The sequence below is a fragment of the Pedobacter sp. ASV12 genome (genome assembly GCF_016429155.1).
Taxonomy (GTDB): domain Bacteria; phylum Bacteroidota; class Bacteroidia; order Sphingobacteriales; family Sphingobacteriaceae; genus Pedobacter.
In genome coordinates, this window is record NZ_JAELUC010000022.1 from 21,297 (window position 1) to 35,440 (window position 14,144).

7 protein-coding genes are annotated in these 14,144 nt (G+C 46.0%); 1 reads left to right on the plus strand and 6 read right to left on the minus strand.

The annotated features are described in order from the left end of the window. Positions 1-7 precede the first annotated feature (7 nt). Positions 8-574: a DUF4256 domain-containing protein gene (locus JHD69_RS07765; protein ID WP_199139016.1), complete on the plus strand. Its 567-nt coding sequence runs from the start codon at positions 8-10 to the stop codon at positions 572-574. Positions 575-832: 258 nt separating this feature from the next. Here JHD69_RS07765 and JHD69_RS07770 read toward each other — a convergent pair whose 3' ends face one another. The 6 genes from JHD69_RS07770 to JHD69_RS07795 all read right to left on the minus strand — a co-directional run bounded on the left by JHD69_RS07770 (position 833) and on the right by JHD69_RS07795 (position 13,959). Continuing rightward, the gene (locus tag JHD69_RS07770; RefSeq protein WP_233165774.1) at positions 833-2,542 is read right to left on the minus strand and encodes a hypothetical protein; all 1,710 of its coding nucleotides are present in this window, start codon (positions 2,540-2,542) and stop codon (positions 833-835) included. A 27-nt stretch (positions 2,543-2,569) separates the two neighbouring features. Then, a complete protein-coding gene (locus JHD69_RS07775; RefSeq protein WP_199139018.1) occupies positions 2,570-3,862 on the minus strand; it encodes an MFS transporter in 1,293 nt (430 codons plus the stop codon). Further along, entirely contained in the window at positions 3,852-4,910 is a 1,059-nt protein-coding gene (locus tag JHD69_RS07780) for a glycoside hydrolase family 130 protein (RefSeq protein WP_199139020.1), read from the minus strand. The genes JHD69_RS07775 and JHD69_RS07780 overlap by 11 nt, the downstream gene beginning before the upstream one ends. 148 nt (positions 4,911-5,058) lie before the next feature. Beyond that, on the minus strand, positions 5,059-6,543 hold the full coding sequence (locus JHD69_RS07785; protein ID WP_199139022.1) for a RagB/SusD family nutrient uptake outer membrane protein: 1,485 nt from the start codon (positions 6,541-6,543) through the stop codon (positions 5,059-5,061). A 63-nt stretch (positions 6,544-6,606) separates the two neighbouring features. After that, a complete protein-coding gene (locus JHD69_RS07790; RefSeq protein ID WP_199139024.1) occupies positions 6,607-9,678 on the minus strand; it encodes a SusC/RagA family TonB-linked outer membrane protein in 3,072 nt (1,023 codons plus the stop codon). Positions 9,679-9,861: 183 nt separating this feature from the next. Continuing rightward, the gene (locus JHD69_RS07795) at positions 9,862-13,959 is read right to left on the minus strand and encodes a hybrid sensor histidine kinase/response regulator transcription factor (protein WP_199139026.1); all 4,098 of its coding nucleotides are present in this window, start codon (positions 13,957-13,959) and stop codon (positions 9,862-9,864) included. Between the last annotated feature and the right edge of the window lie 185 nt (positions 13,960-14,144).

A 14,144-nucleotide genomic window follows, 5' to 3' on the forward strand; every position in this document is an offset into this window, starting at 1 on the left:
TAATGATATGAAAAGCAATAAAAAGAGCCTATCTCCTCAACAAAACGAAGAATTGCTCAGCCTTTTAAAAGAGCGCTTCGAGAAAAATGCAAACCGCCATAAAGGCCTCGAATGGGCCAAGGTGCAAGCCAAATTAGAAGCTGATCCAACTAAACTTTGGGTACTCGACGAAATGGAAAGCACCGGCGGTGAGCCTGATGTAGTGGATTATGACCAGAAGACCGATGAATACATTTTTTTTGATTGTTCGGCAGAAAGCCCGAAGGGACGCAGGAGCATTTGCTACGACCACGAAGCCCTGGAAGCTCGGAAAGAACACAAACCGGCCAACAGTGCCATTGAAATGGCCAAAGACATGGGCATTGAAATTTTAACAGAAACACAGTACCGGGAACTGCAGCAATTGGGCAATTTCGACACCAAAACCTCAAGCTGGATATTAACCACTCCGGAAGTGAGAAGACTGGGAGGTGCGCTTTTTTGCGACCGACGCTACAATACTGTTTTTCTATACCACAACGGTGCCGAATCTTATTATGCCGCACGTGGTTTTAGGGGCTCGCTGAGGGTTTAGTTGAGCAAAAACATGATTTAGAGGGAACCTCAAATAGCAGATTTCTTGCCTATCTGACTAATGGCATGTGCATCAATTAAGATCGAGGGCACATCCTGAGCGTCTTAGCCCTGTAGCTGTTAAAGGGTTGGCGAAGCACATCCGCTGTTAATTGGGAAATGCCTGCTCAACTGCCCTAACTGCGGATTTTTAATCCACTTCCTATTGCAAAACCGATGCTCAAGATGAGGCATCCCGACCAATTTAAATTGAAACCTACTATTTTTTCAGGTAATCGATTACCACATTGTTGGCCAAATAACCTTTAGGGCTTCGCATTAACTTGGCACCGGCTGGTACTTCCACAAGCAGCACCGAATTTTGCGCAGTGATATTGATTCCAACCTTACCGCTTACATTTCTGGCCAAGAATTTTTGGCTCACGGCATCATAAAGATCTCTTTTGCCTTTTGAGCTGATCACATAATTTATACTCCGAGCCACATTAAAAGGATTGTACACCAAATAGCTTGGATAGGCTTTATTGCGATAAAAATCTGTAGCCAATACATCGAGTTTCAAAATCCCGGCCACATTTGTAGGCTGGATAATGCTTCCAAAAATGCCTACATGTCCGCTGCCGTAAACACTAAATTGCGATACATCCGGATTTTTTCCGGGCACCCATTTTGGCCCGTCGCCTTGGGCCACCGGGGCTTTCAATTGTGTATACAAGGTATCGAAGGTAGAAGCCTTGGCCATGCCTTCGTAGGCAATTACTCCTTTGGTTAACTGGGCATATTGAGGCAAGGTTTGGTGCTGGGCCGGCATGTATTGCGGATAAAACAGCCTCGAGGCATTGGCGGCATTGAGCATCCATTTGCCAATGGCATTGGCATATTGCGGATCGTAACGCACCAAAGGCACTATGGGCCAGGCCATATCGAAAGTATTCATCAAAAAGCCATAACCACCATGGTCAACCGTACTGCCAACAATACCCGAAATATCATAGCCATTCCAATTGCCGGTTAGTACGCCCCAGCCCTCACGGCAAACCGCAGTCCCATCAAACGTCCAGCTCAGCATTTTAGCTACATCAAAATGGGTACCTACCTCGGCATTCATGCGCGCTGCCAAATAAGCGCCAAAAGGCATCAGCAACTCATAGGTTGGATTGATGGGCTGGGCTTCTAAGGCTTTCATCGCACTGATGGCCCCTTTGAGGTATTTCTTATCGCCAAATTTTTTCCAGGCACTGTACAGCACATAGGCATGGCCTGCCGCAGCATCGGGTTGCGCACAAATTTGGTTTTTCATGGGCTTGAGCTGTCCATAATCGAAGAAGGAATAATCGTAATTGCCGTTCAGTATCGAATCGGCTTTGTAAAATTTATCGGCAATGCTTTTGGCCATCCAATCGAAATCCTTTTCATGCGGATATTTTTCTACAATGGCATAAAAAAGCACATTGGGCCAAACATCGTACCACCAATCGCGACCATAACCACCACCGAGCAAAGCTACTTCGGGTACCGTGTTATTCATCATGATATTCCATTTGGTATCGCGGTTGAAATAGTTTTTCAGCATCGCCACGTAATTGTACTCCTGTTTACTTTTGTCGATACCCACCAAACTGGCCCCCAATACAGCTCCCATGTTGGCTACCGCCTCATGAAACATGCCTTTGTTGTTGGTGCCCTGCCTTACATCGGCCATTGCAGTATACATACCCAAGGTGGGCTGGTCAAAATTTTTGCGTGTATTGTCTATCCAAACCATTGGCCAATATTGTTCCTTAGCTTTAAAATCGTAAACGGTTTGGTCAAATTTGGCAGCCATGGCCTTCCAATCTATTACCTGCAAAGGCTGGGGCACATTAGCCATTTTGTTAACTCGTTTCAGTTCAATTTGTTTCACCTGTGCCCCAGCGCCGACGGCCGTAAGCAAGAAAAGGACAATAAATAGCTTAAAAGAATGTTTCATGACAGTAAAAATAAAAATTGAACGGCTTTAATTGGCTAAGGGATTGGTAATGGTTGGTTCTTCGGTGCTCAATGGCGGGGCATCGTCTATATTTTCGATCTTGCCTTGCCTTACAATATCTTTGGCCACCCAGTAAGAGGCGAGCTGCACAATGGCCACAATAATAATGGCATAACGCAAGGCGGCTTCTACCGATACCCAATAAGCAATGAGCAAGAACATGCCGGCTCCGGCTAAACGGCCAACATACAAACCCGCTTCGTGGTTCAGGATATAGGCAAATTCGCTTCTCTTTTCTTTTTTAGTGAGGATATCGATTACGCTAAACTGGATTGGAAAATAAGCTAAATCGAGCAGCGGTTTGGCCAGCAGCAGGAAAAGCATAAACAAAATCACGCCCAAACTGCTAAACAATACCCCATTGATAACCGCAGCCAAAGCAAATAGGCCTAAACCTGCACCAAATACATATAAACGATGTTTTGGTGAAGTATTTCTGCCAATAATGTACATGGCAACCGCAGCAATAACAGCCCCTACCGACTGCGCCGTGCCCAAGGCTCCTTCCTTGCCTACCAAACGCATAATAAGCATGGCCGGAGCGGTGACCAAAAATCCTTGTACCAAGCCTTTTAGCGAGGCCAAGCGTAAAAGCTTGTACCAGTAGGGATCGAATTTGAAATACACGAATTTTTTATGGGTAGGGTTGTTAAAATTACCTCTAAAACACATCAAAGAAGCAAAGATGGTTACTACAAACACAGCACCGGTTACAATTTTGTAGGCCATATGCACATTGCCGTTGCCGGCATATAGCTCAATAAACCAGCCAATAAGCACCGGTACTACCACGGCAATAATGGTATAGAAAAAGGTTTCGAGGCCATAGTAATAATTACGGTTGCTATCGTTGGTAATGGCCAGGGCCAGAAAATCGCGGTTGGCCCAATAAAAACCGAAAGACATGCCCATAATCAGGCCGGCAATGCCAATGCCTGTGTTGTCGAGCGTGGTAAGCGACATCATCACCATCATCGATACGCCGCTGAGCATCATGCCCAAAGCGTATAGGGTTTTGATCGATACCCTGCTCAGCAAGAATCCATTCAGGAAAAAAGTTATGGGAATACCCGTATAAATGGTTAGCTGATAAATAACCACCTTGGTAGGGTCGTTAGAGCTCCGCATTACATATGCGGCTACAAAAATATCAATTACGGGCAGTACAATGCTATAAATGAGGTTGGTTAACGTAAGCACCCTAAAATTATACGACTGCTTGCCAAAATGCGAAAGTTCGGCCTTAAGTTTACTCAGCATGGTTATACGTTAAAGTGGATAAGATTTCTTGAATTGAAAATTGGGCAGCGCATACAAATTCGTCGGCCGCGCCATAATAAACCGTAAGCTCATCGTCTTTTACTATGTGGCCGTTGGTAAAAACCACATGCCCGAAAAAACCTTTCAGTTCGTATTCTTCCAAAGGCCTCATTATGGGTTCGGCACTTTGGGCAATAACTTGATAGGGATTATGAAGGTCCATTAAAAAGGCACCCAAACAGTATTGGTGTTTTTCATTGGCGCCGTGGTAGATTTCGAGCCAGCCTTTTTCGGTTTTGATCGGGGCAGCCCCTGCGCCGACCCTAGCGCTATCCCAACTGCCTTTGCGGGTTTTGATCAGGCATTTATGTTTACCCCAATGCGTACCGTTTTCAGATTCGGCAATCCAAATGTAATTGCCCCCCAGGTCAACGCTACTCGGACGGTGCAAAGCATAATATTTGCCATTGATTTTTTCTTCGAAAATGGCACAGTCTTTATTGTGCGGTGGCAAAATCAGTCCGTGCTTTTCGAAGGTTTTCCAATCTTTGGTAGTCCGCATGCCCACGGCCACCCCATGCCCCGATACGGAAGTAAAAGTGAGGTAATAGGTATCGCCAATTTTTGCCACCCGACAGTCTTCTATGCCGAAAACCTCATCTTCGCCTTCGCCCTGCAGCAAGGGATAGCCTTCGGGTTCGTAAAAATTAATACCATCGTCGCTGCAAAGCAGGCGCAGGTGCGAAAGCGTGGTTAAATAGTCGGCCAATTGGTAGTTGATTACCCTTGGATCGGTGGCAATGAGTTCGGGGTGGTTTTCTTCGATTTCTATGATTTCTATTCCCGTACCCGTAAGCACCGGAAAGGAAATCATTCCCGCTTGTTGCGCCGGTCTTTCGGCTACGCGCACAATGAGCCAGGTTTTGCCTTCGAAGGTAAATACACCCGGATTGAGCAAACAGGTAATTTCCAGGCCTGCTGTACTGGGCTTTAAATCGGCTGGTGCCAATAATGGATTTTGAGCAAAACGTTGGGCAAGATCTTTCATGATTTTGGGTTTTAGATTAACGATTTTTAGCCTGGAATGCTTAAAAGCCCCCAATGCCTTGACCGTTATTTTAGTGACGATTTAGATTGACGAGTTACGATTGAATGAATGCGCATCAATCTGAGACCGTAACCCGTCAATCGTCCATTTAATAGCCTGGGTTTTGCGTAATGGTGCCCCCCGACTTATCGATATCTCCCTGAGGAATTGGATAAACATAATTTTTATCCTGGAAATTCTTACCCAAGGCTGTCAGCACAGACTTAGCCAATTTCCATCGTTTCAAATCATTAAAACGATGGCCTTCCATACCCAATTCTACCCTGCGCTCCTGTACAATCCAATTCTTAATGGTAGCTTTGTCTGTAGAGGCCGGACGATCGGGCAAAGTACCCGCTGGTGCGTTTCCGCCCGAAATGGTGGTACTGGTTCTGGCCCTGGCTCTAATTTGATTAATAATGGCAATAGCGCCTGCATAATCGTTGGTTTCGTTCAGAGCTTCGGCTTTCCACAACAGCACATCGGCCATACGGATATAGATTTTGTTGCTGCCCGCATCGTCATTGCCTTTGTTGGCTCCGGTTTTATCGCCCAACAGCTTAAATATATTTTGGTTTGGCACATCAACGGTTAGCCCCAAGCGTGGGTCGTTGGCTTCGAAAGCGTTGATAAAGTTGGTTGTAGGCGCAAAGAAACCCCAACCTAGTGGTGCGCAGATGCCATTGCCATTTTGTGGGGTCTTGCCCGATTGATGATCGTAAACAAAAATGTCTTCGTTCTCGGCAAACTCCTTGGTTTGATCAAAAGCATCGAAATAGTTGGGGTTCAGGCTGTAAAAATTCAGCGTCTGCAAAGCATTGACGTGGGTAATAACATCGGTCCATTTTTGGTTGTACAGCGCCGACTTGGCTTGTAAGGCAATAACTGCGCCTAAAGAAACACGCCATTTGTCGGTGGTACTGCTAAACTTGGCACTTGGCAACAAGGTTCTGGCTTTGGCCAAATCGCTATTGATCTGGTCCCACACTTGCGCAGCAGGTACGCGCTTGGCCACTTCGTAAGCTTCAGCAAAGCTTTTTAAAGGTTTGAGCAATACAGGCACATCGCCAAAATTGGTTACCAGGTCGAAATAATAGAAGGCGCGCAAAAAATAAACCTCGCCCAAAGAGCGGTTGCGCAAATCGCTGGCCAGGCCAACTTTGGCAATCAGGGCATCGTCGGTAAGGTAGTTGATGGCCATGTTTGTTCTCGATATGCCTTCATAATCGTACACCCAAATTCCGTTGAAAGCCTGATTGGTGGCAATAAAGCTGAAATTGTCTATCTGATCCATCCAAGCTTGGTCGCCATCCGGGTTCCATTTCTTTTGGGCATCGTCAGAAGCAACATCTTGTACAATGAGGTCGTTTCTAAAAACTGTACCGCCATCCCAATTCCAAGTACCCATGATATTGAGCGTGTTTGACAACAATTGGTACGAAGTGGTAACCGACGAAGTTACGGTATTGGCCGTTGGATCGGTATTCACCTGATCGGGCGTAATCAATCCGATCGGGTCTTTGTATAATTCTTTTTTACATCCAGCAACAAGGATCAAGCCTGCCACTAAAGCTGATGCATATCTCTTTTTCATCTTTTTATTTTTTTAATGGTGATGAAGCCCGCCTACAGTAGGCAGGTTCCATAATTCAAGCAATTAAAACTTAACATTTACGCCAAACAAGAAGGCTTTCGATTGTGGATAGGTACCATAGTCGATTGCATCAACCGTTTCCGGATCCAGGCCGGTATATTTGGTTTTGGTCCACAGGTTTTGGCCCGAAACGTACAGGCGGATGTTTTGTACGCCGATGTTCCATTTTTTAACCAGCGCACCAAACGAGTAGCCCAACTCTACGTTTTTTAAGCGCAGGTAAGATGCATCTTCCACAAAAATGCTCGATACTTTGCTGCTGCCATTGTCTGATTGGCTTACACGAGGCATGGTATTGGTGCTGCCTGGGCCGCTCCAACTGCCCAGCGCGGCCGTAGTTTGGTTAAACGGACGGCTGTCGTAATCTATAATCTGTTTCAACTGGTTGTATTTATCAATTCCCTGTACGCCTTGAAACAATACCGAAAGGTCGAAACCTTTGTACGATCCGTTCAGGTTCAGGCCATAGGTCAACTTCGGAATGTTGCTGCCTATATAGGTCCTGTCGTTGTCGTTAATTACGCCATCGCCATTCAAATCGGCAAATTTGATGTCGCCAGGTTTTTCTGTAGGGCTGTTGGTGCCGTGCAGGTAGCTGTTAATTTCGGCCTGGGTTTGGTAAATGCCTACCATTTTGTAACCGTAAAACTCGTTTAGCGAATGGCCCACCTCCGTACGGCTTACCGAACCGATGATGCTAGGCAAATTCGGATGCAGTTTTTTCACTTCGTTGGTTAGCGTGGCCAGGTTGCCGTTAATGGCATATTTGAAGGCCTTGCTGTTGTTGGTGTAGTTAATGCCCAACTCAAAGCCCTTGTTCTGTACTTCGCCGGCATTTACATAGGTTGGTTTTACGTTGCCCACAAAACCCGGCAACGAAATCGGCAACAAGATGCCCGAGGTATTTTTGATAAAGTAATCGACCGAAACATACAAGCTGTTTTTAAGCATGCCCATATCCAATCCGATGTTGGTTTGCGTGGTGGTTTCCCATTTCAGGTCTGGGTTGCCATAACGGTCGGTTACATAACGGTCGCCGTTTTTACGAATGAGGGTGAGGTAGGCATAATTATCTATTTCCTGGTTGCCCAATTTACCGTAGCTGGCGCGAAGCTTCAAATCAGATAGCCATTTCACGTTTTGCATAAACTCTTCTGAAGTAATTTTCCAGCCTGCAGAAACTGATGGAAAATAACCCCAACGATTGTTTTCGGCAAAGCGCGACGAGGCATCGGCCCTTAAATTTCCGGTTACAAAATATTTATTGGCATAGTTGTAGGTGGCCGATCCAAACAGCGAAAACAGGCTCCACTCCGCTCCCGAACCGCCATTGTACAAATCGTTGGCTGTACCACCAAAATCGATGTATTGGAAGCTGCCCGAAGTATAGTCATATCTTCTGCGCGATGCAGAAATCGCATCGGCTTTATTGCTGATGAACTCTGAACCTACCAAGGCACTTAAATTATGCTGACCAAATGCCTTGTTGTAGTTTAGGGTATTGTTCCAGGTTACATTCAGTTCCTGTCCACGCTCTTCATTTAAGCCATTTGGCCTGTTGATACGCCCCTGACCTGCATCCAGTGCCGAACCGCCGCCGTCATCGTCGCCAAAATTTTGCAAGAAGGCTTTGTTGTGCCTGAACAATAAATCAACTCCTACATTGGTGCGGAACTTAAGCGATTGATCTTCCAAAAAGCCATACTCGGCAAAAACATTTCCAAATGTTCTGAATTGGTTACGCTTGTCGTTGCTGAAATAGGCCAGTGCAATGGGATTTTGCGAGCGCTCAAAGTTCATGTCCCAACCATTGGTGGTATTGTTGTTTTTATAGAATGGCAAATCGGTAAACGGATTTGACGGACCATAAGTTGGATCGCTTGGCGATTTATACACCGGAATAACAGGCGGCCTTAAAAAAGCATGGCGGATGATCCCCGGCGCATCGCCTTTGGAAGAAAGCGCATCCTGCAGTTCGTTAGACAATTGCAGGTTGGTGCCCACTTTTAGGCGCTCGGTTAAATTGGCGGTAATATTGGCCCTAAAATTCAGGCGCTTGTATTGGTCGTTGTTAAAAATAACGATACCGTTTTGTTGATAATAGCCTCCCGACAAAAGGTAAGAAACCTTGTCGCCACCACCACTGGCGGTTAGCTGGATGCTTTGCGAGTGGCCGGTTTCAAACAGCTCCTTCAGCCAGTCGGTATTGGCCAAATCGGTTCTGGCTTTTTCGGCCGTGTACGGATTGGTGCCACTATAGCCCGCGTTCTTCCAGGCTTCTTCCTCTTTGGCCAAGTATTGCTGGGTATTGAGCATGGTGGGCAAATTACTCACCTTTTGGATGCCGTTAAAATAATTGATATCGATGGCCGATTTGCCTTTGGTACCCTGCTTCGTGGTAATTACAACCACACCTGCCGAAGCCCTCGAGCCATAAATGGCAGCTGCCGAAGCATCTTTCAACACACTCATCGATTCGATATCGTTGGTATTGAGAAAGGAAATATCGCGAGAAGGTACACCATCTACAATAAACAGCGGACTGTTGTTGCCAATGGTTCCTTCGCCACGAATGCGGATATTGATCGGATCGCCTGGTGCGCCTGTGCTTTGGGTTACGGCCACACCCGCCACCTGACCTTGCAAAATCTGCGCTACATCGGGCACGCGGCGTTTTTCGGCATCGGCCATATTTACCGTACCTACCGCACCGGTAAGGCTCGATTTCCTTTGCGAGGTATAGCCCAACACCACTACTTGGTTTAGCGATTGCGCCGAAGGCTTAAGCGAAACATCTACCTTGCCCGAACCCGAATAATCGATGGTTTGCGTGGCGTAGCCGATAAAAGTAAAAGTTAAGGATTTGGGGCTGCCCTCTTGCAGGGTCAACACATAGGTTCCGTTTGCATCGGTAGCCGTTTTGTTCTGTGTATTGGCTTGCGTTACCACTACGCCCGGCAAAGGCAGGCTGGTTTCGTCGGTTACCCGGCCTGTAACCTTTGTTTGTGCATAGGCGCTTGCGCCAGCAAAGGTAAAGCCAAGACAAACCAATAGAAATTGTAAAAGTTTGCTCATTTTCATCAGATTAATATTTGGTTTTTCGGGAATTAACCAGGGCCACATTGCCATGGCCAGCATTAAAACCCTTTTTTGATTGATTTTGATTGTAACAAATATAGACGGGCCGGTAGCACAAAACAGTGCACTATAGTTTCATTTTAGTTCACTATAGTTGCAAAACACAGGTTTTTAAACCTGCTAGGCTATATTTTCAGGTGTGCCACTGGCGGTATGCTGCGCCGCCCTGTAATCATTAGGAGCTTGGCCATAGATCTTTTTAAACTCCCTAAAAAAGTAAGACCTGTTGTTGAAACCGGTTTGGTAAAAGATTTCGGAAACGGTAAGCTTTGAGTTCCGTAGCAATACCGCTGCATATTTTAGCCTGATGCGTTTGATAAACTCCGAAGGTGTCATACCAGCCAGTGATTTGAGTTTGCGGTACAGCTGCATTTTGGAAATGCAAAGGATATCTTCGAGCTTAGCTGCATCCAAATCGGGTTCGGCCAAGTTGTCTTCTACCGCTTTAACCAAAGCGTTTAAAAATTCGCGGTCGCCCTGCTCCATGTCTACTTCGCTAAACTGGTTGTTGATGTGCTTATCCTTGAGCAGTTCGTTCATGCGTTTTTGGTATTCGAGCAGTTTTCTTACACGCAGCAGCAGGTAATCGATGTGGAAGGGTTTGGGAATATAGGCATCGGCACCCAGCTCATAGCCTTCGGTTTTGTTTTCCTCTGTGCTTTTGGCCGAAAGCATGATCAAAGGAATATGCATGGTTGCCGGCGTGGTTTTTACCAATCGGCAAAGTTCGAGGCCATCCATATCGGGCATCATCACATCGCTGATAATGAGGTCGGGCTGTGCTTTTTCGAGCAGCTCCATTGCTACCTGGCCGTTTTCCGCTTCATAAACCACATAGGTATCGTCGAGCACGTTTTTAAGCAGGAACCGCAGCGAAACATCATCTTCCACAATCAGTATTTTATGTTGCTTTGGTCCTTGCAAGTCGTTCAATAATGCATTTTTATTGATTTCGGCCACCGGCTCGGCTACTTTTTTATCATAAGGCCTTAAAATCGATTCGTACAGGTAAGATGGCGCCGAGGTTACCACTTCGTCTTTTTTGCCCACTACATTGGTGTTCAGCTTGAACCTAACCTTAAAATAAATCCAATCGGCTTTGAGCTCGGCCGTAAGCTCTCCTGCTAAAAGCGCTACCAGTTCTTTGGTAAAAGCCAGGCCAATACCGGTGCTGAACCTTTCAAAATGGCGGTCGTGCGCCACATGGTACTTGCTAAAAATAAGATCCAGGTCATTAGCCGTTAAAGTACAGCCCGAATTGGCAATAGTGGTTTCCAAACTGTGGCTATCGGCATCATAACTAACCTGAAACGTAATTTCTGCATGGCGACCAGCGTGCTTAAAAGCATTAGACAAGAGGTTAAACAATATTTTTTCGTACTTGTCTTTATCTATAAAGCCCGCTATGTTTTCTTGGATGTAGCTGTTAAAATACTGTTGCCCTTCAACGGCTACCGGCTCGAACAGTTTTTTCAGGCTGTTCAGCATCTTGGAAATGTCTACGTAGTCGTCGTTTCTGGTTAAATAACCCGCCTCTGCCCTTCTAAATTCCAAAAGCTGCTGTACCAGATAGGTTAAACGCGCCGTATGTTGGTGGATGAGCGACAAAAAGTAATTTTTGCCCTGGTTTTTGTCCTCTTTTTGGATGGTATGCTCAACCGAACCCATAATCAGCGTGAGCGGGGTTTGGATTTCGTGGGCAATATTGGTAAAGAAATTAATGCGTTGCTGGTGTATTTCTTCATCTTTTTGCCTAAACAAGGTTTCTCTTTCCAATTTGAATTTCATCTCTACCTTGTTTTTACGATAGCGGTGAAAGGCATAAGCCGAGCCCGCCACAATGAGCAGATAAACCATGTAGGCCGGCCAAGTAAGCCACCAAAACTGCCTGATGGTAATGTGCAAAGCCTCTACGTCTTTGGTCCACACGCCCTCGCCGTTAGACCAGCGCACCATAAGCGTATATTTGCCTGCCGGAATATTGTAATAGGCAATTTTGCCATCGGTTCCGGTATAATGCCAGTCTTTTTCCAGTCCGTTTAGCTTATAGGCAAATTCGTTTTTAGAAGCATTGAAATAATTAAGGGCCGTTAACGCAAACTGGAAGAAATTGTTTTTCCTTTCTATTTCCAGCCCGCGAACATCGGTGTTGATGGGCTTTACGGTAAAAAACTGGTTATTGAGCAACGATTGCCCCCCAAACTGCAGATCTGAAATGAGCAGATTGGGCTGAATGGTGTTTTCGGCCACATTTTTAGGCAAGAAATAATTAAACCCGTAAATACCGCCGAAAAGCAACTGGCCGTTGCCTGCTTTGTATACGGCACCATCGCTAAACTCGTTGCTTTGCAAACCATCCGTTTCCTGATAATTGGCTATGGTTTTGGTACCGGTATTCAGTTTGGCCAATCCACGGTTGGTGCTGAGCCAAACATTGCCCTTGCCATCGGCGGCTATGCCATGGATGGTATTGTTGGGCAAGCCGTTATCGGTGGTTATTTTGGTAAAGGCCGGATCGTTTTTAAGCGATTCGGCATGTGTCAGGTAATTCAACCCATAGCTGGTTCCTATCCAAAGCGTTTGATCCTGGCCGAAATAAAGCGACAGCACATCGCTATGCGAGAGGCCGTTCTGGAGCCCCGATGCCTTATAGGTTTTGAAGGTTTTTTTTCTGAAATCGAAAACGCTCAGGCCGCCATAACGACAGGCCAGCCACAAACGCCCGTCGTTGTCTGGCGCCAGTGCATAAATAATATCGCTGGCCAAGTGCGGATAATTTTTGGTGGCGTATTGCTTAAACTCGCCTACTTCAAAACCGTTTGGGCTTCTGCTGATTTGCAATTCGATCAATCCATAGCCGCTGGTTCCGAGCCAAAGCCTGCCATCAGGCGCCTGCCAAATGGCGTAAACCGACTTAAAATCGGGCAGTTGCTCTGCTCCACGGATGGTTTTCCAGTTTACAATCCGGCTATTGCGATGGTCGTAAAGTGTAATACCCTTGCCATCAGAACCGATATAGGTAAGGTCATCTGCACCATGCTTAATTACGTAAACGGCATTGTTGTCCAAGCCAGAACGGCTATCCAGCTTCTCGATTTCGCTTTTTTGTGGCTGTTGCCAAAAATCCCTGTAAATGAGAATGCCATTGCCCTTGGTGCCCACCCACAAATCGTTTCCAGCCTCGGCAAAACTTCGAATGGGCTTGTTGATGGGCAAATTATCCATCTTGGCTACCAAACCAAAGTAACTTTCTTTCTGATAAACCTGTACCAATCCATTACCGTCGGTTCCGAACCACAGCATATTATTCTGGCCTCGGCTAATTGAGGTAATCCTTACGTTTTCCAATTTGCGGGTCTCGTTTTGCAGATAGCCCGAAGGCCTGAACTGCTGGTCGAAAACACTCAGCCCCTGATTTTCCCAAGCCACCAAATAATAGTTATGGTAAGCCGTAAGCACCTTGATTTTGCGTTTGCCTAATGGGATGGGTATTTTTTGCCGGTCTTTGGTTAAAAGAACCTGTTCGTCGGCATTGGTGGTGTAAACAAGCTGGCTGCCCAACAGAAAAAAATTGTTGATGCCGTTGGCGTCTGTAATGAGTTGCGTAGTCTTGCCGCCCTGCTTCAGGTCTATAACCCGTAGTTTTTCATTTTTATCGAGTACCCAAAGCCTACCCGAGCCATAACTGGCCTTCAATGGAATATCGCCGTTTTTGAAGGTGGCAACCTGAACAAATTGATCTTCGTTTGGCTGATATTTGGTTAACTGCCCGTTGGCTGCAAAGCAAAACACGCCTTGGCCGGGCACCACTACAATTTCATATTCCTTTTCGCTAACCTTGCTGCTGGTTGATTTATAAAAGTAACGGTAAAACTTGCCCGTTTTCTTTTCGTACCTCGAAATGCCGCCAATGGTACTGATCCAGATGTTGCCCACATCGTCTTCGTTTAGCGATTGGATGACATTACTGCCCACACTGGTTTCGGGACTGCTGATATTGTGGTTGTAAGTGGTAAACTTGGCGCCGTCAAAACGGTTCAACCCGTCCCAAGTGCCAATCCACAACAGCTGGTCCTTGTCTTGTAAAATGGCATTGATCGAACTATTTGACAGGCCATGCCTGTTGTCTAGCTGCCGGTATACAAAATTTCGAGGATCTGTACGGTCTGTTGCGTGCACGCCAAAAAACGGCACAAAAAGCAACAAAAGGAGATACATACTCGGGCATTTGATCATGAACAGGCAAAGTTGGCTGCCTAAATTTACGAAAACAGACCACAAATGAACCCAAGTAACGAATACTTTGCCTGTTAATTGACATTACTTTGTTTTGGCTCCTCCCTGCAACACCACGGATTAATGAATTAGCCCTTGCCGGTGCTGTCTGCCAGCAAGTATGCGTT